Source organism: Prescottella defluvii (assembly GCF_000738775.1).
Lineage (GTDB): Bacteria > Actinomycetota > Actinomycetes > Mycobacteriales > Mycobacteriaceae > Prescottella > Prescottella defluvii.
Genome location: NZ_JPOC01000008.1, coordinates 37,549 through 58,698 on the forward strand (window position 1 = coordinate 37,549; position 21,150 = coordinate 58,698).

20 protein-coding genes are annotated in these 21,150 nt (G+C 68.4%); 11 read left to right on the forward strand and 9 right to left on the reverse strand.

Annotated features, from left to right (window positions below; genetic code table 11):
- Positions 1-42: 42 nt before the first annotated feature.
- Positions 43-894 carry an ATP phosphoribosyltransferase gene (gene hisG, locus IJ15_RS0103225; RefSeq protein ID WP_031936908.1) on the forward strand — a complete coding sequence of 284 codons (852 nt, stop codon included), beginning with the start codon at positions 43-45 and terminating at the stop codon, positions 892-894.
- On the opposite strand, the gene IJ15_RS24815 is transcribed toward hisG, so the two are convergent.
- Complete coding sequence (locus IJ15_RS24815) at positions 821-1,588, reverse strand: thioesterase family protein (protein WP_231569403.1); 768 nt, start codon at positions 1,586-1,588, stop codon at positions 821-823. The two genes, hisG and IJ15_RS24815, sit on opposite strands and share 74 nt — an antisense overlap.
- On the reverse strand, positions 1,585-2,481 hold the full coding sequence (locus IJ15_RS0103235) for a RecB family exonuclease (protein ID WP_031936909.1): 897 nt from the start codon (positions 2,479-2,481) through the stop codon (positions 1,585-1,587). Before IJ15_RS0103235 ends, IJ15_RS24815 begins: the two co-directional genes overlap by 4 nt.
- Positions 2,482-2,553: 72 nt before the next feature.
- Here IJ15_RS0103235 and IJ15_RS0103240 point away from each other — a divergent pair, with 72 nt between their 5' ends.
- Positions 2,554-3,405, forward strand: a complete 852-nt coding sequence (locus IJ15_RS0103240; RefSeq protein WP_031936910.1) for a tRNA (adenine-N1)-methyltransferase — start codon at positions 2,554-2,556, stop codon at positions 3,403-3,405.
- Between the two features lie 95 nt (positions 3,406-3,500).
- On the opposite strand, the gene IJ15_RS0103245 is transcribed toward IJ15_RS0103240, so the two are convergent.
- Positions 3,501-3,983 carry a nuclear transport factor 2 family protein gene (locus IJ15_RS0103245; RefSeq protein WP_331281005.1) on the reverse strand — a complete coding sequence of 161 codons (483 nt, stop codon included), beginning with the start codon at positions 3,981-3,983 and terminating at the stop codon, positions 3,501-3,503.
- A gap of 191 nt (positions 3,984-4,174) precedes the next feature.
- Between IJ15_RS0103245 and arc the strand changes: the two genes are divergently transcribed.
- Positions 4,175-5,938, forward strand: a complete 1,764-nt coding sequence (gene arc / locus IJ15_RS0103250; RefSeq protein ID WP_031936912.1) for a proteasome ATPase — start codon at positions 4,175-4,177, stop codon at positions 5,936-5,938.
- A 6-nt stretch (positions 5,939-5,944) separates the two neighbouring features.
- Here arc and IJ15_RS0103255 read toward each other — a convergent pair whose 3' ends face one another.
- The 5 genes from IJ15_RS0103255 to IJ15_RS0103275 form a co-directional block, all read right to left on the reverse strand.
- Entirely contained in the window at positions 5,945-6,451 is a 507-nt protein-coding gene (locus IJ15_RS0103255; RefSeq protein WP_031936913.1) for an NUDIX hydrolase, read from the reverse strand.
- Between the two features lie 43 nt (positions 6,452-6,494).
- Positions 6,495-7,955: a cellulase family glycosylhydrolase gene (locus IJ15_RS0103260; RefSeq protein WP_231569404.1), complete on the reverse strand. Its 1,461-nt coding sequence runs from the start codon at positions 7,953-7,955 to the stop codon at positions 6,495-6,497.
- A 92-nt stretch (positions 7,956-8,047) separates the two neighbouring features.
- Positions 8,048-10,228, reverse strand: a complete 2,181-nt coding sequence (locus IJ15_RS0103265) for a phosphocholine-specific phospholipase C (RefSeq protein WP_231569405.1) — start codon at positions 10,226-10,228, stop codon at positions 8,048-8,050.
- A gap of 63 nt (positions 10,229-10,291) precedes the next feature.
- Positions 10,292-11,317, reverse strand: coding sequence for a MerR family transcriptional regulator (locus tag IJ15_RS0103270; protein ID WP_031936916.1), 1,026 nt, complete (start codon positions 11,315-11,317; stop codon positions 10,292-10,294).
- Positions 11,318-11,329: 12 nt separating this feature from the next.
- The gene (locus IJ15_RS0103275; protein WP_231569406.1) at positions 11,330-11,995 is read right to left on the reverse strand and encodes a HEAT repeat domain-containing protein; all 666 of its coding nucleotides are present in this window, start codon (positions 11,993-11,995) and stop codon (positions 11,330-11,332) included.
- A 237-nt stretch (positions 11,996-12,232) separates the two neighbouring features.
- On the opposite strand from IJ15_RS0103275, the gene IJ15_RS0103280 reads away from it, so the two are divergent.
- From IJ15_RS0103280 to prcA, 5 genes are all read left to right on the forward strand, one after another.
- On the forward strand, positions 12,233-12,616 hold the full coding sequence (locus IJ15_RS0103280) for a nitroreductase family deazaflavin-dependent oxidoreductase (protein WP_051918469.1): 384 nt from the start codon (positions 12,233-12,235) through the stop codon (positions 12,614-12,616).
- Between the two features lie 50 nt (positions 12,617-12,666).
- Positions 12,667-14,166: a depupylase/deamidase Dop gene (dop, locus tag IJ15_RS0103285; protein WP_031936919.1), complete on the forward strand. Its 1,500-nt coding sequence runs from the start codon at positions 12,667-12,669 to the stop codon at positions 14,164-14,166.
- Between the two features lie 130 nt (positions 14,167-14,296).
- Positions 14,297-14,491: a ubiquitin-like protein Pup gene (locus tag IJ15_RS0103290; RefSeq protein WP_005513229.1), complete on the forward strand. Its 195-nt coding sequence runs from the start codon at positions 14,297-14,299 to the stop codon at positions 14,489-14,491.
- Positions 14,488-15,372: a proteasome subunit beta gene (prcB, locus tag IJ15_RS0103295; protein WP_407983990.1), complete on the forward strand. Its 885-nt coding sequence runs from the start codon at positions 14,488-14,490 to the stop codon at positions 15,370-15,372. The genes IJ15_RS0103290 and prcB overlap by 4 nt, the downstream gene beginning before the upstream one ends.
- Positions 15,369-16,190, forward strand: coding sequence for a proteasome subunit alpha (prcA, locus tag IJ15_RS0103300; protein WP_031936921.1), 822 nt, complete (start codon positions 15,369-15,371; stop codon positions 16,188-16,190). The genes prcB and prcA overlap by 4 nt, the downstream gene beginning before the upstream one ends.
- Positions 16,191-16,194: 4 nt before the next feature.
- Here the strand turns inward: prcA and IJ15_RS0103305 are convergent, their stop codons facing one another.
- Positions 16,195-17,613 (reverse strand): bifunctional phosphatase PAP2/diacylglycerol kinase family protein, encoded by a 1,419-nt coding sequence (locus IJ15_RS0103305; protein ID WP_051918471.1) that lies wholly within the window; start codon positions 17,611-17,613, stop codon positions 16,195-16,197.
- Positions 17,614-17,730: 117 nt separating this feature from the next.
- Here IJ15_RS0103305 and pafA point away from each other — a divergent pair, with 117 nt between their 5' ends.
- The 3 genes from pafA to IJ15_RS0103320 are packed head-to-tail and all read left to right on the forward strand — an operon-like array spanning position 17,731 to position 21,125.
- Entirely contained in the window at positions 17,731-19,089 is a 1,359-nt protein-coding gene (gene pafA, locus IJ15_RS0103310) for a Pup--protein ligase (protein WP_197059729.1), read from the forward strand.
- Positions 19,090-19,149: 60 nt separating this feature from the next.
- On the forward strand, positions 19,150-20,157 hold the full coding sequence (locus IJ15_RS0103315; protein WP_031936924.1) for a helix-turn-helix transcriptional regulator: 1,008 nt from the start codon (positions 19,150-19,152) through the stop codon (positions 20,155-20,157).
- A complete protein-coding gene (locus tag IJ15_RS0103320) occupies positions 20,154-21,125 on the forward strand; it encodes a helix-turn-helix transcriptional regulator (RefSeq protein ID WP_031936925.1) in 972 nt (323 codons plus the stop codon). The genes IJ15_RS0103315 and IJ15_RS0103320 overlap by 4 nt, the downstream gene beginning before the upstream one ends.
- Positions 21,126-21,150 lie beyond the last annotated feature (25 nt).

The window sequence follows — 21,150 nt, forward strand, 5'->3', positions numbered from 1 at the left end:
GGCCTCGTCTCCTTGCACCCATCCTCGGAAGGACCACAACCCATGCTGCGCGTAGCAGTGCCCAACAAGGGATCGCTCTCGGAATCTGCCAGCCAGATCCTCGCCGAAGCCGGATACCGCCGGCGTACCGATTCGCGCGACCTGACGGTTCTCGACCCCACCAACAACGTCGAGTTCTTCTTCCTGCGCCCGAAGGACATCGCGATCTACGTCGGATCCGGTGAACTCGATCTCGGCATCACCGGCCGCGACCTCGCACTGGACTCGGGCGCGCCCGTCCACGAGCGGCTCGCACTGGGCTTCGGCCGGTCCAGCTTCCGTTACGCCGCGCCCGCCGGAAAGGACTGGGCGGTCGAGGATCTCGCCGGCACGCGGATCGCGACGTCCTACCCGAACCTGGTGCGCACCGACCTCGCGGCCCGTGGACTCGACGCCACCGTGATCCGCCTGGACGGCGCCGTGGAGATCTCGATCCAGCTCGGTGTCGCCGACGCGATCGCCGACGTGGTCGGCTCCGGCCGCACCCTCCGTCAGCACAACCTGGTTCCCTTCGGTGAGTCGCTGTGCGACTCGGAGGGAGTCCTGATCGAACGTGACGGTTCCGACGGCAGCGACAAGGCCCGCAACCAGTTGATCGCACGGGTGCAGGGCGTCGTGTTCGCCCAGCAGTACCTGATGCTCGACTACGACTGCCCCAAGGCCGTGCTCGAGCAGGCGGTCAAGATCACGCCCGGTCTCGAATCGCCCACCCTCTCGCCGCTCGTCGACGAGAACTGGGTCGCGGTGCGCGCGATGGTCTCCCGCAAGGTCCACAACGCGGTCATGGACGAGCTGGCCGAGCTCGGTGCCAAGGCGATCCTGGCATCCGACATCCGGTCCTGCCGCGCTTTCTGACGCTGTACCGAACGCCGTCGGGGACACGGAACAGGTGCACCGTCAGGTCGGTGTTGAGGAACGTCCACTGATCGGGGTGGATCTTCGCGCCGGCGCCGTTGGAGACGTCGGCGACGGTGAACAGACGCTGGATCGGGGTCAGCGACTCGCCCTCCACCAGAACAGGAATCGGGCGGGCCCACATCTGACCGGGCCCCTCGCAGCCGATCTCGGCGAGCCAGCGCCACTCCAGGCTCGTGACGAATCCGGTGTCCCAGAACGGGCCGTCGAGCGCGACCTCGTGCGCCTCGGCGACGGGGCGCAGGGGAGCGTCCGCGGTGTGCACGACCGCCGAGGTGTCCACCGTCTCCATCCGCCAGCCGGTCGCGCGGGCGACCGCGCGGGAACTACCGTCCGGTCCCGCCGCCCACAGTTCCGCGACGACCAGTTCGACACGCCTGCCGGGACGCTCGATCCACGAGCGGACCTCGATGTCGGTGATCGGGATCGGCCCGAGGATCTCGACGACGACGCGGGTCAGACGCGTGTCGGGCCGGTCGCCGCAGCGCTCGAGGGCGCGGACCAGCAGCGCCGACGGCGGCGCGCCGTGTTGCATCGTGTCGGCCCACGTGCTCGCTGTCAGCGGCGTCGACCCGAAGAGCTCGGCGCCGTCTCCGGTGCGTCCCAACGGGATGTAGTAGGCCTGATCACTCACTGGACTGTCTCCTCGAACTCCGAACTGTCCTCCGGAGGAACCGGCCATCCGGGATACGGGGGCGGTGTTCCTCCGAAAGCCGGGCAACGCGTCTTATGGTTGCACCAATCACACAATCGCCCAGGATTGGGGCGGAAGTCACCGGTGGCACCGGAGTCGACGACGGCCCGCCAGAGCGCCGACAGGATCCGTTGGAAGCGTCGGAGCTCGTCTTCCTCCGGCCGGTACGTCAGCGCCTGACCGTCGCCGAGATACAGCAGCTGCAGCTGCGCCGGCACGATGCCGCGGGTCCGCAGCAGGATCAGGGCGTAGAACTTCATCTGGAACAGTGCCTTGGATTCGCCCATCTCCCACGGTGCCCGGCCCGACTTGTAGTCGACCACCCGCAGCAGGCCGGTTGCCGACACGTCGATGCGGTCGACGAAACCGCGCAACAGGACACCGTCGTCGAGTTCGGTCTCCACCCGGAGCTCACACGATTCGGGATCGAACCGGGTGGGATCCTCGAGCTTGTAGTACCCGGACATCAGCCGCCGAGCCTCCGTGAGGAACTGCCCGCGTTCGGCGGGGCCGACCAGGTCGGCGAGGTCGGGGGAGGGCTGCAGGAGACGCTCCCACGCCGGTTCCACCAACTCGCGTGCCCGCGCCGGCACCCGATCGGCGCGCGGCAGCGCGAACAGCGATTCGAGAGCGGCGTGCACCACGGTGCCCCTCACCTGGGCCTTCGTGGGTGTCTCGGGGATCCGGTCGATCGCGCGGAAGCGGTACAGCAGCGGGCACTGCCTGAAATCGCTCGCCCGCGACGGCGACAACGCGAGACGGCGTCCGCGCACCGTGCCGGGCGTCCGGCCGGCTCCGTGACCGTCCGGAGCAGGGTGCGTCGGAACCTCGATGCTCACACCTGGCAGGCTATGCGCTGGGTCCGACACGATGTCGGCCGGACGAACGAATGGAGTGGGCGCGAGATGGCATCAGGCGGACTGGGACGTAGCGGACCTTTTCAGGTCGGTGACCGCGTCCAACTCACCGATGCCAAGGGCCGTAAATACACGGTGGTCCTGGAACCGGGCAAGGAGTTCCACACCCACCGCGGCGGCATCCTGCACGACAGCCTCATCGGCTCCGACGAGGGCACCGTCGTCACCTCCACCAACGGCACCCCCTACCTGGCGTTGCGCCCGCTGCTCACCGACTACGTGCTGTCGATGCCGCGCGGCGCGCAGGTGATCTACCCCAAGGACGCCGCGCAGATCGTGCACGAGGGTGACGTCTTCCCCGGCGCCCGGGTACTCGAGGCGGGCGCCGGTTCCGGTGCGCTGACGTGCTCGCTGCTGCGTGCCGTCGGACCGACCGGCCGGGTCACCTCGTACGAGGTGCGCGAGGATCACGCCGAGCACGCCGTCCGCAACGTCGAGACGTTCTTCGGCGGACGCCCCGACAACTGGGATCTCACGATCGCCGACCTCGCCGAGTACGACGCCGACGTCGAAGGCAAGGTCGACCGCGTCGTGCTGGACATGCTCGCACCGTGGGACGTCCTGCCGGCGGTGTCGAAGGCCCTGGTCCCCGGCGGCGTCCTCGTCGTCTACGTCGCGACCACGACCCAGCTGTCGAAGGTCGTCGAGGCGATGCGCGAGCAGGAGTGCTGGACCGAACCACGCTCGTGGGAGTCGATCGTCCGCGGGTGGCACGTCGTGGGCCTCGCTGTGCGCCCGGAGCACCGCATGCAGGGCCACACCGCGTTCCTCGTCACCGCGCGCCGACTCGCCGAAGGCACCGTCACCCCCAAGCCGCAGCGCCGCCCCAGCAAGGGCTGATTCCGCCCGGTGAACAGCTGAAGGGACCCTTTGTGCGCTGTCAGCGCACAAAGGGTCCCTTCAGCTGTTGCGGTGGTGAACCACCGACCGGCGGATCAGCTGCAGACGAGCTTGCCCATGCCGAGGATTTCGCAGGTGCTGGCGTCGGAGATCACCCATTCGCCGTTCTTCTGCGTGAAGGTGACGGGCACCGGCGCTCCACCGTGCGGTCCGCCGATCTGGGTGATGGCGGTCGCGGTGTCGCCGTCGACGGTGACCTCCTTGACCTCGGCGGTGAGCGGGTAGCCGGCCAGGACACCATTGAGCTGCTCGAGCAGGGCGGCCCGCTGCTCACCGTTCTCGATCACCACGGTCTTGTCGGCGGCCGGGGCTGCCGGGTCGAAGAACACGGTCAGCTGCTTCTGCAGTTCCTCGGCGGTCGGGGCGTCGGCGGAGGCCGCTGCGGTCGTCGTCGATGCGGTGGCCGAGCTGGTGGTAGCTGCGTTGTCCGAGGAGTCCGAGGTGTTGTCGGAGCTGCACGCCGTCATTCCGAGGGCGGCGACCAGGACGCCGGCGGCGACGAGCGATTTGCGGATCATCACGGTGGTTGGGCCTTTCGTTTCTGGGCTCGGTCGGTCGATACCGGCCGGAACGAAGGCAAGGCTAACATGGCTGGTTCGGGTGGATCTTCCGATTCCGTGGCTGCCGTGGCAAAGCTCGGGCACGTGTCGCGTCCCGCTTTGCTCCCGCTGCCGGTAGCGTTGACAGATCGGACTGGGAGGAGCGGCACATGAACCCGACAGAGAATCCGGACCCGGTTGCGGCGGTGCGTGAACTCGACGCCCTGCGGGCAGAGGCGGCGACGCTCCGTAGGCAGCTGGCGGAATCGCCCGAGCAGTTGCGGGAGTTGGAGTCACGCGTCGACTCGCTCACCGTCCGCAACGGCAAGCTGATGGACACCTTGAAGGAAGCCCGGCAGCAGCTCATCGCCCTGCGCGAAGAGGTGGATCGCCTGGGGCAGCCGCCGAGTGGATACGGCGTGCTCCTCGATGTCCACGACGACAAGACCGTCGACGTGTTCACTTCCGGGCGCAAGATGCGGCTGACGTGCTCGCCCAACATCGATACCGACACCCTGAAGATGGGGCAGACCGTTCGCCTCAACGAGGCGTTGACGATCGTCGAGGCCACCCGGTTCGAACGGATCGGTGAGATCTGCGCTCTGCGTGAGGTTCTCGACGACGGCGAACGTGCGCTGGTCGTCGGTCACGCGGACGAGGAGCGGGTGGTGTGGCTTGCGGCGCCGCTCGCCGAGATCGCGGCCGAGGACGGCGTGAAGGATCCGGATTCGCCGTCGCGCCGGTTGCGGCCCGGCGACTCCCTGCTGGTCGACACCAAGGCCGGGTACGCGTTCGAGCGCATCCCGAAGGCCGAGGTCGAGGATCTGGTCCTCGAGGAGGTCCCGGACGTCGGCTACAACGACATCGGAGGCCTCGGCCGGCAGATCGAGCAGATCCGGGACGCCGTCGAACTGCCGTTCCTGCACAAGGATCTGTTCCACGAGTACGAGTTGCGCCCGCCCAAGGGTGTGCTGCTCTACGGTCCGCCGGGCTGCGGCAAGACCCTCATCGCGAAGGCGGTCGCGAACTCGCTCGCGAAGAAGATCGCCGAATCCCGGGGCCAGGACAGCAAGGAAGCCAAGTCGTACTTCCTCAACATCAAGGGCCCGGAGCTGCTGAACAAGTTCGTCGGCGAGACCGAGCGTCACATTCGGATGATCTTCCAGCGGGCGCGCGAGAAGGCGTCCGAGGGCACGCCGGTGATCGTGTTCTTCGACGAGATGGATTCGATCTTCCGCACCCGCGGTTCGGGTGTGTCGTCCGATGTCGAGACCACCGTCGTCCCGCAGCTCCTCAGTGAGATCGACGGCGTCGAGGGCCTCGAGAACGTCATCGTGATCGGTGCGTCGAACCGTGAGGACATGATCGACCCCGCGATCCTGCGGCCCGGCCGGCTCGACGTGAAGATCAAGATCGAGCGCCCGGACGCGGAGTCCGCGCAGGACATCTTCTCGAAGTACCTCGTCGAGACCCTGCCGCTGCACGCCGACGACCTCGCCGAGTTCAACGGGGATCGGGCGGCGTGCATCAAGGTGATGATCGAGCGGGTCGTGGACCGGATGTACGCGGAGAGCGACGACAACCGCTTCCTGGAGGTCACGTACGCCAACGGGGACAAGGAGGTTCTGTACTTCAAGGACTTCAACTCCGGTGCCATGATTCAGAACATCGTGGACCGGTCCAAGAAGTACGCGATCAAGTCGGTGCTCGAGACCGGTTCGCCGGGTCTGCGGGTGCAGCACGTGTTCGATTCGATCGTCGACGAGTTCTCGGAGAACGAGGACCTGCCGAACACCACCAATCCCGACGACTGGGCCCGGATCTCCGGCAAGAAGGGCGAACGGATCGTCTACATCCGCACCCTGGTCACCGGCAAGAACGCCAGTGCCAGCCGTGCGATCGACACCGAGTCGAACACCGGCCAGTACCTGTAGACAGCGTCAGTCGAAGTAGTCCGCCAGCAGGATCCGGGTGTCCGGAACGAACGGCCACTCCGGGTCCTGCAGGTGGGCGCGCAGTTCCTGCTCGGACCACCACCAGCCGTCGGTGATCTCGCTGGGCTGGTGGTGGATGGGGCCGTCGTAGCGGGTCTCGAATGCGAACAGGTGACAGCGCAGGGGTGCACCGGCCCAGGTCCCGTCCCACGCGATCCGGGAGATCGGAGCCAGGTCCACACCGGTGACGCCGAGTTCCTCGGCGAGTTCGCGGCGCGCGGTGACCTCGGGCGTCTCGCCCGGGTCCACCACGCCGCCCGCCAGGCAGTCGTGCATGCCCGCGAACACCGCCTTGTCCGGCGCACGGCGATGAACGTAGATACGGTTGCCGTCGGTCGACCGCAGCAGGACACCCGCACTGGCATGCCACAGCCCCTCGGCGTACACCCGGGAGCGCGGTGCCGCGCCGATCACGGTGCCCTGCGCGTCGTAGACCGAGACCACTTCATCCATGCAGTCATCGTCGCATCGACGACGGTTCGTCGGTGTCGCCGGATCAGGCAGCCGGAGTCACCGTGACGGTCGCGGCACCCGAGCCGGCGGGAGTTCGCACCGTGAGCAGGCGATTCTGCCGATCCCAGTCCACGACATCGGCGCCGTCGACCCGCACGTCGCCCGGGAACCCGGCCTCCGGAAGATAGATCTCGGTCGGGGCGCTTACAGCGCCGTCCGGCTCGATCGTCAGTTGGAGGCGATCCGTGGTCGACGACCATTCGACCGGAGTGCCGGCCACGGCGCGCGGGTACGGCTTGTTCAGGGTGTCGACGAGCAGCGTTTCGGTGCCGTCGGGTAGGTACGGACCCCAGGGGCCGGGATCGCTGGACCAGTACGAGACCCCGGCGCCCATCTCCCGCGCGGTTCCGTAGACGCGTTCGATGTAGTCCCGGGCGCCGGGCAACGTGGTGTCGAGTCCGAATTCGCCGAGGATGATGGGCACGTCACCGAGCACGCCGGCGGTGTGGGCGGTGTTGGCGCGCCAGGCGTCCACGGTCACGTCGGTGAGCGTGCGTGCCAGGCCCTCGTGTCCGCCACCGATGTCGAGGGGCAGTGGGTAGAGGTGCGGGCAGTAGGCGATGCGCTGCTCACCCGCGCGGGGATCGTCGATCTTGGTGAGCCCGCTGGGCAGGCCCTGGTTGACGCCGATCGCCTGCGGGGCCACACACACCCAGGTGTCCTGGTCGACCTGTCGAATGGCATCGGTGCTCTGCTGATACAACGCGGCGAGCGGACCGGCCTCGAACGCAGGCCCCTGCAGCGAGCCTCCCCACGGCTCGTTCATCAGGTCGTAGGCCACGACGGCGTCGTTGTCGGCGAAACGCTCTGCGACCGCCCGCCATGCATTCGCGTAGTGCTGGGTGAGCTCCGGGTGCTTGCCGGTGGTGTTCCAGAAGTTGTCGAACGCGCGCATCACGCCGGGCTGGATGTAGTACAGCTCCCACCGGGGCTGAGGCTCCACGGGAAGACCGTCCATGTACGTCGCCCAGGCCGGCGCGCCGTTGCCGATGTTGCCGGCGCCGTTGCCGCCGGCGCCGTCGGAGGTGATCGCACCGGAGTACAGGTCCTGGTGCATGTCGAGCATGACCTTGTAGCCGCGCTCGGCGTACCAGCCGACCCGGTCCTCGACACGGTCCAGATACTGCTGGTCGTACACGCCCGGCGCGGGTTCGATCGAGCGCCAGGAGATCAGGAACCGCACGAAGTTGGTTCCCATGTCTGCATATTCGCGATCGAGATCTGCCTCGGTGAAGTCCGGCATACCGTCCGGCGCACTCTTCGCGCTCGATGCCGTGTTGAACCCGCGCAGGATCAGTGAACGGCCTGCATCGTCCTTCAGATAGGACGGCGTCAGCTCGGCGCCACTGCCACTGCCACTGCCACTACCACTGCCACTTCCCGACGTGGGGAAGCTGCTCTGGGCGGCGGCAACGCCGCCACCGAGCACCATCGAGCCTGTCATTATCAGCGAAACGAGCCGGATACGACGCACGGGTCCTCCTACGGGACTCTCGGATTGATCACGTTCCTCGCCGGGGTGCCGGCGACATCCCGTCAGGTCGGTTGACTGACGCTGTCCTGCCCGTTCTCGATATGTCCGACGAGTCGTCGCCGGAAGCCGGGGTCCTCGTCGACGGTCACGGTGGCCTCGTACCAACCGTTCTTCGACGACACCGTCAGTGATTCGGAGCCGCCGGCCGCGAGCCGACGCCGCTGACCGTCGACGTCGACGGTCAGCTCGTGGGCTCCCCGGTTCGTCACGGTCAGCGCGAGCGATCGCGTCGCGGCGTCGATCGCCCCGGACACGTCGACGGCGGCCGCGGCTGCGTCGGTCGACCCGGCGAACTCCCGCCTGAAGCCGTTGGGTCCCAGCAGTGCCAGGCTGTAGCGCGAGCTCGGCAGGTGCACCGTGTCGCTGTCCTCGCCGAGGACGTCGTAGTGCCGCGGGAGGTCGAACTCGCCCGCATACGGGTACAGGGCCAGGTGCGCCGACGCGGTACCGGTGTTGCCCAGAGTCAACGTCAGCGAACGCGCCGCGGGATCCACTGTCACGTGGGCGTCGGGCTGGTACGGCAGGGCGCGGGCAGGGCGGACGCCGTCCTCCTGCTGAGGAAGCCGCTGGTCGACCGGTGGAGTCGGCGTCCATCTCGGTTCCAGAGGCGGCGTCGGCTGCGGTCGGGTGAGGGTGGGCCGGCTCCGCGGGGTGGCGAAGTCGAACGCCGACGTCAGGTCGCCGCTCACCGTCCGACGCCACGGGTCGATTTCCGGTTGGCTGATCCCGAAACGCTTCTCCAGGAACTGCGTGACCGCTGTGTGGTCGAACACCTGGGAGCACACGAAACCGCCCACGGTCCACGGCGAGATGATCGTCATCGGCACCCGCGGGCCGAGTCCGAGGGGCTGACCCGCCACCCATTCGGTATCGGCCGACAGCGGCGGCCGCGGCGGCGGCACGTGGTCGAAGTAACCGTCGTTCTCGTCGAAGTTGACGATCACGGCCGTCTTCGACCAGAGGTCCGGGTCGGAGGCGATCGCGTCGAGCACCTGATACAGCAACGTCGCACTCGCCGCCGGCGACGATCCGGACGGATGCTCCGAATCGACCTCGGACGGCACCAGGTAGCTGACCTGCGGCAGCCTGCCCGACTCGACGTCGCGGCGGAACTCGGCGGCAAGGGTGCCCGGCCGCGACCGGTACAGCGCGCGGTCGTACAGCTGCCGGTCGGTGGGGGAGAGCCCGTCGACCGCGGCCTCGAGCGCGACCACTGCCGCGTCCTGGGCGGCGGTCGGCAACTCGGGTAGCGCCAGGTAGAACCCGGCCAGGGTCTGCAGCTCATAGGGGATCAGGCCGGGGTTGCCGAGAAGGTGGGCGCCAACCTTCTTGAAGGTGGTGAAGTACTCGAGGTTGTTGTCGCCGAAGTTGTCCCACTCCTGGTACGTCTTCCAGGTGATGCCGGCGGCCTGTAGCCGCTCGGGAACGGTGGGCCACCCGTAGCCGGCGTGCCAGGGGTTGTAGGCGGCGTTGGTGACGGCACGCCCGTCGGGGCCGGCCGGCTCCGACGACCCGGACACGCCCAACTCATCCATCGAACCGAACGGATTGAGGCCGGGCGGCTCGAATCCGGTGTACCCGGACACCCAGTAGTTGCGGTTCGGGCTGGTCGAGGTGGGCACCGAGCAGTGGTAGGCGTCGCAGATGGTGAACGCGTCGGCGAGTTCGTAGTGGAACGGGATGTCCTGGCGGTCGTAGTAGGCCATCGTCGTCGCGGTCTTGGCGGCGATCCAACCGTCGTGCCAGCCGTCCGCGAGCGCTCGGTGCCCGCCCTCCCAGCTGTGGTCGAGACCGGTGACGTTCTGTACGTCCATGCGCTGCGCGGTTGCCGAATCCCGGATGGTGAAGGGCAGTACCGGACCGCCGGGCCCCGGCTGCTCGAAGACCGTGGCTCCGCCCCGCAGTTGCAGCGCATTGGGGTCGCCGAACCCCCGCACCCCGCGCAGGGTCCCGTAGTAGTGGTCGAACGACCGGTTCTCCTGCATCAGGAGAACGACATGCTCGACCGAGTCGAGTCCTCCCGCGGGGACAGGCGAAGCCAATGCCCGTTGCAGTGACGGCGGAAGCAGCGAACCGGCAGTGATCGCAGCGGCCACACCGGCGCCGGCGGTGAGGAACCCGCGCCGAGAGAGGGTCTTTCGGGTCACATCGGCTCCACGGTCGTAGTGATCGATATCGGCCACTACGGGACAGTAGACCGACCGTCCAGTTGTTTTATGGAGATCGGGTAATCCCGACGATTTCGATCAGCGCATCTGCCGGCGCCGCATCCGTCCGCGATCCTGTAGGTCGATGATCGCGGCAGCGGTCGCCGCGACCGTTCGATCGTCGTCGTTCGTCAGCCGGGCGAGGGCGCGGCGGGCCTCCGGTCCGGGAATCTCCGCCAACGCCTGCGTGATCCGCAGCCGTGCGGGCGGATCGGTCGTGTCGTCGAGCCTGTCCTGCACGGCGCCGACGACGGCGTCGGCCGAGGTCGATGTCCCGGCCAGCAGACCCAGCACTTCCGCGGCCTCGACGTCGCGGCGACCCTCGACGATCATGTCGAGGAGGACGGGCATCGGGTCGATGCTGCCCCGGGAGCCGAGGGCGAGGGCCGCGCGGTCGCGGACCGTGTCGTCGGAATCGGCGAGCGCTCGACGCAGCAGCGCCGTCGCCTCCGCGTCGGGAACCGCGGCGATCGCCGATACCGCACGGCGCCGGATGTCGGGGACGTCCGAATCCAGACCGACGGCCAGGTCGGCCAACCCCCGGCCGGCGGCCCGCGCCAGGGACCACTGAAGTGCGCCCGCCACATTGAGGTCGTCCTCCGCCAAGACCGCCGCGACCAGCGCCTCGACCGGCAGTGCGACGCTCTCGTCGTGCGACAACACGGCCTGCTGGCGGCGGGCCCCGGACTCGGATTCGAGCGCGCGCAGCAGGGTGACGATGCGCAGGACCGCGTCCCATTCCGCCGGGGCGGCGGAATCGACGTGCTCGAGCCGTGCGAGCAACTCCTCCTCGGCGGCGATCCGTCGCCGCGTGTGCGCGATGAGGTTCCCCACCAGGTCGGCCGGCGCGAATCCGGGTTCGTCCAGGGCGCGTCGGGCCTCGTCCAACGACAGCCCCAGCGTTCGAAGGCTCTCGACGTGGAAGAGGCGACGGATGTCGTCGGGGGAGTACTCGCGGTAGCCACCGGACGTTCGGCCCGTCGGCGGCACCAGTCCCAGCGCGTCGTAGTGGCGCAACATGCGGGTACTGACCCCACTGCGCCGCGAGACCTCACCGATCAGCATCCGACGTCCTCCTCAGGTGTCCGGGCCGACGACGGCAACCCGCTTGGCCACCTCGACCGCGAGGGTGAACGCGCTGTCGGGGTCGAGGCGGAGCTGCTCGGTGGCCTCGGCGTGCGCACGAACGCGCGGATCGGAACCAGCCATGGCGGTGACCAGGATCGGAGCGGCGTCGTCCCCGAGTGCGGCCAGCGCCCGGCTCAGGCTGAGGTGCATGTCCCGGTCGCCCCGCCCGAGTCCGATCGCCAGATCCGCGGCGAGTTCACCTTCGCCACCGGACGGTACGAGTGCCACAGCTGCCCGCCACGCACTGCGCGCGACCTCGTCGTGCCCGTCGTGCAGCAGAGCCGCGACGGCGGGCCACGCGCGCCGATCGCCGATCTTCGACAGCGTGTGCAGCGCCTGACTGCGGGCCTGCGGAGTCTCGGACCCGAGCTGATCGAGCAGCCTGGGCACCGTGCTGTCCGCCGGCAGCCGGCAGAGCGCCCACGTCAGCATGTCGCGGACGAAGAAGTCCGGTTCGACGGCGCAACGGGCGACGAGGACCTCCACGAGAGTGGGATCGGGGTCGGTGCCCGCGGCGAGTGCTGCCCGCAGTCGATCCGACGAGTCCGACGCGGCCAGAGCGTCGACGAGGTGACCCTCGGGCCGATGACGATTGGTTGTGTTCACGACAACCACCTCCTTCGTCGACCATTCGAGTCCTTGACACCGTGTCAGGGTCAAGTCTCCACATTCGCGTCGTGCTGTGCGCCGAGACACGATCGCCATCCAGTGAGATGCGCCCCACAGTGGCCGCGAAACATGGTGCCGGTCGCTATCGTCGGCTGCGCGGTGCCCGAGCCCAACCCCGACTGGGCTCGGGCACCGTTGCGTCGTTCCGGCGTTAGGCTGCAGTGGACGAGAGGTGGTGGCGCCATGCCCCTTCCGCGTTCACTCGCCCGGGCCAATCGGGTGGGACTCAATCGTGTCGTGGTCCGTGTCGCGGGGCATCTGCCCGGATTCGCGGTCGTGCAGCACCGGGGGAGACGATCCGGGCGCACGTATCGGACGCCGGTCAATGCGTTTCGGATCGGAAACGGCTACCGCTTCGCGCTGACCTACGGCGCCGACAGCGACTGGGTACGCAACGTGCTCGCCGCGGGCGAAGCCGACGTCGTGGTGCGCGGACGCGTCGTGCATCTCGTCGAACCGCGTCTCGAGAAGGACCGCCGGGCACGGTGGGCTCCGGCCCCCGTGGCGGCGGTGCTGCGGAGGATCGGCGCCGATACGTACCTCCAGTGTCGGGCCGTGTCGCGGTGAGCGACGTCGTCCACGGGGTGCGGGGCCGCCGAACGCTCTAGGCTCGTGCCATGCAGCGGATCATCGGTATCGAGGTCGAGTACGGCATCTCGTCGCCTACCGACCCTTCGGCAAACCCGATTCTGACGTCCACCCAGGCGGTGCTCGCGTACGCGGCCGCCGCCGGGGTGCCCCGAGCGAAGCGCACCCGATGGGACTACGAGGTGGAGTCGCCGCTACGGGACGCCCGCGGATTCGACCTGGGCCGGATCAGCGGTCCGGCGCCGGTCATCGATGCGGACGAGGTCGGAGCCGCGAACATGATCCTCACCAACGGTGCCCGCCTGTACGTCGACCACGCCCACCCCGAGTACTCGGCGCCCGAGGTGACGGACCCGATCGACGCGGTGATCTGGGACAAGGCCGGCGAGCGGGTGATGGAGGCCGCCGCGCGTCACGCGTCCAGCGTCCCGGGCACCCCGCGCCTGCAGCTGTACAAGAACAACGTCGACGGCAAGGGCGCCTCGTACGGCACCCACGAGAACTACCTGATGTCACGCGAGACCCCGTTCTCCGCGGTGATCACCGGTCTGTCCCCGTTCTTCGCATCCCGCCAGGTGATCTGCGGCTCCGGTCGCGTCGGCATCGGGCAGTCCGGCGACGAGGCCGGATTCCAGCTGTCGCAGCGGGCCGACTACATCGAGGTCGAGGTCGGGCTCGAGACCACGCTCAAACGCGGAATCATCAACACGCGGGACGAGCCGCACGCCGACGCCGACAAGTACCGCCGCCTGCACGTGATCATCGGTGACGCCAACCTCGCGGAGATGTCGACGTATCTGAAGGTCGGTACCACCGCGCTCGTGCTCGATCTCATCGAGGCCGGTGTCGACCTGACCGATCTGCAGCTCGCCCGTCCGGTCACCGCGGTCCATCGGATCAGTCACGACCCCACCCTGCGTGCCACCGTCGCCCTCGCAGACGGCCGCGAACTCACCGGGCTTGCGCTGCAGCGGATCTACCTCGATCGGGTTGCGAAGTTCGTGGACGGCGAGGGCAACGACGACCCCCGGGTCGCGGACATCATCGAGAAGTGGGCAATGGTGCTCGACCTGCTCGAACGCGATCCGATGGACTGCGCGCACCTGCTCGACTGGCCCGCGAAACTTCGCCTCCTCGAGGGCTTCCGGAACCGTGAGGGGCTGGCCTGGTCGGCGCCCCGCCTGCACATGATCGACCTGCAGTACTCCGACGTCCGGCTCGACAAGGGGCTCTACAACCGGCTGGTCGCACGCGGGTCGATGGAACGGTTGGTCAGCGAACAGCAGGTGCTGGACGCAGTCCACAACCCGCCGACCGATACGCGGGCCTTCTTCCGCGGTGAGTGCCTGCGCAGGTTCGGCGCGGATATCGCGGCGGCAAGCTGGGATTCGGTGATTTTCGACCTGGGCGGCGAATCGCTGGTCCGGATTCCGACCCTGGAGCCGCTGCGCGGCAGCCGCGCGCATGTCGGTGAGCTTCTGGACTCGGTGGATTCGGCTGCTGAGCTGGTCGATCAGCTTACGAACTGATCACACCGGCGAGTCGCCACGCGCGCTTGCAGCCCCACGGACACTGCCGATCGGTAGGGTTAGGGTCCGAGTAGGACGTCCGTCGGAGGTGTGCTCCGACGAGTCCGCGGTAACGAGGAGGTCGGTGGCCATGGCCCAGGAGCAGACCAAGCGCGCTGGTGGCGGAGACGACGACGATGCCCCGATCGGTGAGGGCGCGGCCGGGCAGGAACGTCGCGAGAAGTTGGCGGAGGACACCGACGATCTGCTCGACGAGATCGACGACGTGCTCGAGGAGAACGCGGAGGACTTCGTGCGCGCCTACGTCCAGAAGGGCGGCCAGTGAGGGCGGATCGTGCAGGGGTGCCGTCGACTGCCGGCGGCCTCGGGATGAACACCGGGTTCGCGTACGGCTCGAATCTGTCGTCGTTCACCGAGCACCTGCGCATCCATGCTCCGGAACTGTTGCCCGGAAATCGGATGAGCCTGGGCGCCACCGGTTCTGACGGTGGCAGCGCGGACATCGCGCCGCACGGGACCACGATCGTCGCGCTGACGTTCGCGGGCGGCGTGGTGCTCGCCGGCGACCGTCGGGCCACGATGGGCAATCTCATCGCGAGTCGCGACGTCGAGAAGGTTTTCGTCACCGACGACTACTCCGCGGCCGGAATCGCCGGTACCGCGGGCATCGCGATCGAACTGGTCCGGTTGTTCGCCGTCGAACTCGAGCACTACGAGAAGATCGAGGGCGTCCAGTTGACGTTCGACGGCAAGGCCAACCGCCTGTCGTCGATGGTCCGCGGCAACCTGGGCGCCGCGATGCAGGGACTGGCGGTCGTCCCGCTGCTCGTGGGGTTCGACCTGGATGCCGCCGACGTCGACCGTGCCGGGCGCATCGTGTCGTACGACGTCGTGGGCGGCCGATACGAGGAGCGTGCCGGGTACCACGCGGTCGGATCCGGATCCCTGTTCGCGAAGTCGTCGCTCAAGAAGCTCTATCGGGAAGGCGCCGACGAGGAGTCGGCGCTCCGGATGGCGATCGAGGCACTGTACGACGCCGCCGACGACGACTCGGCTACCGGCGGGCCCGATCTGGTCCGGGCGATCTACCCGACGGCGGTCTCGATCACCGCCGACGGTGCAGTGAACGTGCCGGCCGAGCGCACCGCCGAACTGGCGCGCGCCGTCGTGGCAGACCGTACCGAGGAAGGACGCACCCCACGATGACGTTGCCGTATTACGCCTCCGCCGAGCAGATCATGCGCGATCGCTCGGAGCTGGCGCGCAAGGGTATTGCGCGCGGCCGCAGCGTCATCGTGCTCACGTTCGCGGACGGGGTCCTGTTCGTGGCGGAGAATCCGTCCACCGCGCTGCACAAGGTCAGCGAGCTGTACGACCGCCTCGGATTCGCGGCGGTAGGCAAGTACAACGAGTTCGAGAACTTGCGGCGGGCCGGCATCGTCCACGCCGACATGCGCGGGTACTCGTACGACCGCCGGGACGTGACCGGACGTTCGCTCGCCAACGGGTACGCACAGACGCTGGGCACCATCTTCACCGAGCAGCCCAAGCCGTACGAGGTGGAGATCTGCGTTGCCGAGGTCGGTCCGCAGGACGCTCCGCCGCATGCGCAGCTGTACCGGATCACCTACGACGGATCGATCGTCGACGAGCAGCAGTTCGTCGTGATGGGCGGTACCACCGAGCCGATCGTCACCGCGCTGCGCGAGTCGTACCGCACCGGGATGGACCTCGCGGAGGCGGTTGCGGTCGCGGTCGCGGCCTTGCAGGACGGAACGTCGTCGGGCAACGGGGATTCCGATCGCCGCACACTCGGGGTTTCGAGTCTCGAGGTCGCGGTGCTCGACCAGTCCCGGCCGCGGCGCACGTTCCGGCGCATCTCCGGAAGCGTCCTCGAGTCGCTGCTGCCGGTTCCGCCCGCTCCGCCGGCCGACAACGGTGGTTCGGCCGCGGAGACGAGCGAGAAGAAGCCGGACGCGGAAGGTGCGGAAGGTGATGCCCCCGGGAACGGGGACACCACCTAGTCCGTCACAGCTTGCGGTAGAGCATCACCCGGTGCGGTTCGCTCCGGAACTGGAAGCGGCGGCCGTCGGCGACCACCTCGCCGTCGGTCGCCAGGGCGACCGGGTCCCCGTCGATCTCGATGGTGACCGCGTTGGTGTTCTTCTGTACGTAGGTGGCGGACGCACCGAGGGTTCCCGTCACCGCCGCGGCCACGAGTCGCAGTCGCGAGAACCGGCGGTCGGCCAGCAGGTACCGCACGTCGAGCGTGCCGCGGTGGATTTCCGGGCGGGACATCGGCACCTGATCGGTGGGGGCGTAGCGACCGTTGCCGACGAACAGCATCCACACCGCGTGTCCGGCGCCGTCGATGGTCACGTTCAGTGGCTGCGCCGATGCCAGGACGCGGGCCATCGCGAGCGCGGCGGCCGGCCACTTGCCGAGCCGTGGCTGCCAGCGTTCCCGGAGGCGTACCGAATCCGGATACCCGCCGAGGCTCGCGGTATTGACGAAGGTGGACTCCTGACATCCGTCCACCCTTACCCGGCCCAGGTCGACGAGTTCGGCACTGCCATCGGCGATTGCGTCCGCCGTCGACGCGACGTCGCCGACGCCGGCATCGCGCGCGAAGTGGTTGAGGGTTCCGCCCGGGAACACCGCGAGCGGCAGGTCGTGCCGGACGGCGGCGGACGCCACGGTCACGACCGTCCCGTCGCCGCCGCAGACTCCCAGGGCCTTGGGGTCGCGGGCGGTGATGACCTCGTCGAGTTGCTGATCGAAGTCGCGATCCGGATCGAACTCGACGACCACCACCTTCGGTAGCTGCGACTCCACTTCGGCGCGAATGCCGTCGTCGTCGGTTCCGGAACCCGGATTGGCGAACACCACCATGCCCTCGCCGTCGGGCAGGGCCGCGGTGGTGCGGTCGGGGCCGAGGGTCGCCGGTTCCTCGTCGCGCACCGCCCACCAGCGGCGGGTCGCGAGGGCGACGGCCCCACCGACGCCGAGACCCACCACGACGTCGGACGGCCAGTGCACACCGGTGTGGACCCGGGAGTACGCGACCGCCGCCGCAACCGGCGCGAGCACCGCCCCGGCAAGTGGGAACTCGAGCGCGACGCCGGTGGCGAACGCCGCCGCGGAGGCCGAGTGCCCCGACGGGAACGACGACGAACGGGGTGCCGGGAGCCCGCGGCGGTTCGCGAACGCGAGTGTCCCGGTGGGCGGTCGCCGCCGGGGGAAAATCGGTTTGAGTACAGCATTGGACAACGCGCTCGCGCCCGCCACGGACAGCAGTCCGCGCACCGCGGCCCGCCGCGCGCGCCCGCCACTCAGCGCCATGCCGGTTGCGACGCCCATCCACAAGACACTGTGGTTGGCGGCTGTGCTGAGTGCACGCAAGCCGCCGTCGACCTGCGACGGGGGCAGTTCGGTGCTCAGACGCATGAGGATCCGGTCGGTTCGTTCGGGGAAACATCTCACTTCGGCCACGTTCCCACCCTAGGGTCGCGAGCCTCGTCGTGAACGCCGTGGCAAACACGTTCAGCGCTGTACTGTCGAAGTGTGCAGCGACGAATCATGGGAATTGAGACCGAGTTCGGTGTCACCTGCACCTTTCACGGTCATAGAAGACTGAGTCCGGACGAGGTTGCGCGGTACCTCTTCCGGCGGGTGGTTTCGTGGGGCCGTAGTTCCAACGTGTTCCTGCGGAACGGCGCACGGTTGTATCTCGACGTCGGGTCGCATCCCGAGTATGCGACCGCCGAGTGCGACAGCCTGCTGCAACTCGTCAACCACGACCGCGCCGGCGAGCGCGTGCTCGAGGATCTGCTCGTCGATGCCGAACAGCGGCTCGCCGAGGAGGGGATCGGCGGGGACATCTACCTGTTCAAGAACAACACCGATTCGGCGGGAAACTCGTACGGCTGTCACGAGAACTTCCTGGTGGTCCGCGCGGGGGAATTCTCCCGGATCTCCGACGTCCTGCTTCCGTTCCTGGTGACCCGCCAGCTGATCTGTGGGGCGGGCAAGATCCTGCAGACACCCAAGGCGGCGACGTTCTGCCTGTCGCAGCGGGCGGAGCACATCTGGGAGGGTGTCTCGTCCGCGACGACGCGGTCGCGGCCGATCATCAACACGCGCGACGAACCCCACGCCGACGCCGAGAAGTACCGGCGCCTGCACGTGATCGTCGGCGACTCCAACATGTCCGAGACCACGACGATGCTCAAGGTGGGGACCGCGGCGCTGGTGCTCGAGATGATCGAGGCGGGCGTCCCGTTCCGTGACTTCGCGCTCGACAATCCGATCCGCGCGATCCGTGAGGTCAGCCACGATCTGACGGGCCGCCGCCCGGTCCGGTTGGCGGGCGGTCGTCAGGCCAGCGCACTCGACATCCAGCGCGAGTACTACTCGCGAGCCGTCGAGCACCTGCAGACCCGCGAAAGGGATCCGCAGGTGGACCAGGTGGTCGAGTTGTGGGGCCGCACCCTCGACGCGGTCGAGAGCCAGGATTTCGCGAAGGTCGACACCGAGATCGACTGGGTGATCAAGCGCAAGCTGTTCCAGCGCTACCAGGACAAGTACGGGATGGAGTTGGCCGACCCCAAGATCGCCCAGCTCGATCTCGCGTATCACGACATCAAGCGTGGTCGGGGTGTGTTCGACCTGTTGCAGCGGAAGGGTCTGGCGAAGCGGGTCACCGAGGACGAGACCATCGAGGCCGCGGTGGAGACGCCGCCGCAGACCACTCGCGCGAAGTTGCGGGGCGAGTTCATTGCTGCCGCGCAGGAGGCGGGCCGCGACTTCACGGTCGACTGGGTTCATCTCAAGCTCAACGATCAGGCCCAGCGGACCGTGCTGTGCAAGGACCCGTTCCGTTCGGTCGACGAGAGGGTGGAGCGGCTGATCGCGTCCATGTGACGTCCGTTCCGACTGTTTTGCTACCGGTTGGTCGGGTTCGGAGCCGTTAGGCTCTGCGTCGTGGCGAAAGCGAAAGTTGAGCGGTTGATGAACCTTGTCATCTGTCTGCTCTCCACCCGGCAGTTCCTCACGGCGGAGAAGATCCGCGAGAGTGTGGCCGGGTATGACGAGTCTGCAAGCAACGAGGCCTTCAGCCGGATGTTCGAGCGGGACAAGAACGAACTCCGTGACCTGGGGATTCCCCTGGAGACGGGGCCGGCGGGTCGGTTCTCGACGGTCGAGGGCTACCGGATCGACCGGACGGCCTACGAACTGCCGGACGTCGACCTGGATACGGCCGAGGCCGCAGCGGTGGCGGTGGCTGTGCGCCTGTGGGGTTCGCCGGAACTGATGTCGGCATCGCAGAGTGCGCTGATGAAACTGCGCGCCGCGGGCGTGCAGGTCGAGGCTGATCTCGATGCGGTCCCGGTGTCGGCGATCCCGGCGCGCACCCGCGGATCCGAGACTGCGATGCGACTCCTGCTCGAGGCCGTCGACGCCGGCCGGGTGGTCGAGTTCCAGCATCGGGGTGCGCCGACCGAACCGTACGTGACGCGGACGGTGGAACCGTGGGGCGTGGTGACACTGCGCGGTCGGTGGTATCTCGTCGGGCACGACGTCGATCGGGATGCGACCCGGACGTTCCGGCTGTCGCGTATCGGTGACCCGGTCCGGGCGGTGGGACCCTCGAACGTCGTCCGGAAGCCGACGGACGTGGACCTGCGGGAGATCGTCGACGCGGTCACCGGCGCGGGGTCGGTGACGGGAACCGCGACGGTGTGGGTGGCCGACGGTCGTGCACACGAGATCCGACGGCTGGGCACGGTGCAGGGGCCGCGGGAACTCTCGTCACGGCCGGGGACGGTCCTCGAGATCCCGGTTCGTTCGTGGGACTGGACGGCCCGACTCATCGCCGGCCACGGAGTCGACGCCCTGGTGCTGGCGCCTGAGTCGTTGCGGTCGAATGTGAAGGAGAAGTTGCGGTTCGCGGCAGGGGTCGGAGCCGAGAAAGCGAAGGCTGATCGATGAGCACGAGGCTGTCGCGCCTGACGCGTCTGCTCAACCTGGTTCCGTACTTCATGGCGAACCCAGGTATCAGCAAGGAACAGGCCGCCCGCGAGTTGGGCGTCACGGTGCCGAACCTGATGAAGGATCTCGACCAGCTGTGGGTCTGCGGACTGCCCGGCTACGGGCCCGGCGATCTGATCGACCTGTCGTTCGACGAGGACACGGTCTCGGTCATCTTCTCGGCCGGCATCGATCGGCCGCTGCGGCTGACCTCCACGGAGGCGACGGTCCTGCTGGTGGCGCTGCGGTCCCTCGCGGAGATGCCCGGGATGGTCGATCCGTCGGCTGCACAGGGGGCCATCGCGAAGATCGAGTCCGCGGCCGGGAACGCGGCGCGGGGACGCTCGGTCCCCGAACACGGTCGGGAAGGCGACGGGGCACCGGAGAACCCGGTGGCGGCGGTCGTCCGTACCGCGCTGCAGAACGATCATGCGCTGCACCTGACGTACTACTCGGCCTCGCGCGATGCGGTGTCCGAGCGGGTGGTCGACCCGATCCGGTCACTGCTCGTCGACGACCACACCTACCTGCAGGCGTGGTGCCGGCAGGCGGAGGGCGTGCGACTGTTCCGGTTCGACCGGATCGACGCGGCCGAGGAACTGGAGGAGCCGTCCGCGGCACCGGCCCAGGCGCTCGGCACCGACGAGCACCTCGAGTTGTTCAGCGACGATGCCGATCTGCCGCATGCGCTGCTGCGTGTGTCGGCGGACCAGGGGTGGATCCTGGACAACTATCCGATGTCCCCGGTGCGGACCCTTGCGGACGGCTCGGTCGAGGCGACGATGCGCTACGGGTCGCAGGAGTGGATGGCGCGGCTGGTCCTCGGCTTCGGGTCGGGGGCGCAGGTGCTGGGGCCGCCGGAGTTGGTCGATGCCGTCCGCGAGCGTGCGTGTTCGGCGCTCGACGTGTACGACGCGATCGAGGCGTGAAACCGACGCATGTCGGCGCCCCAAT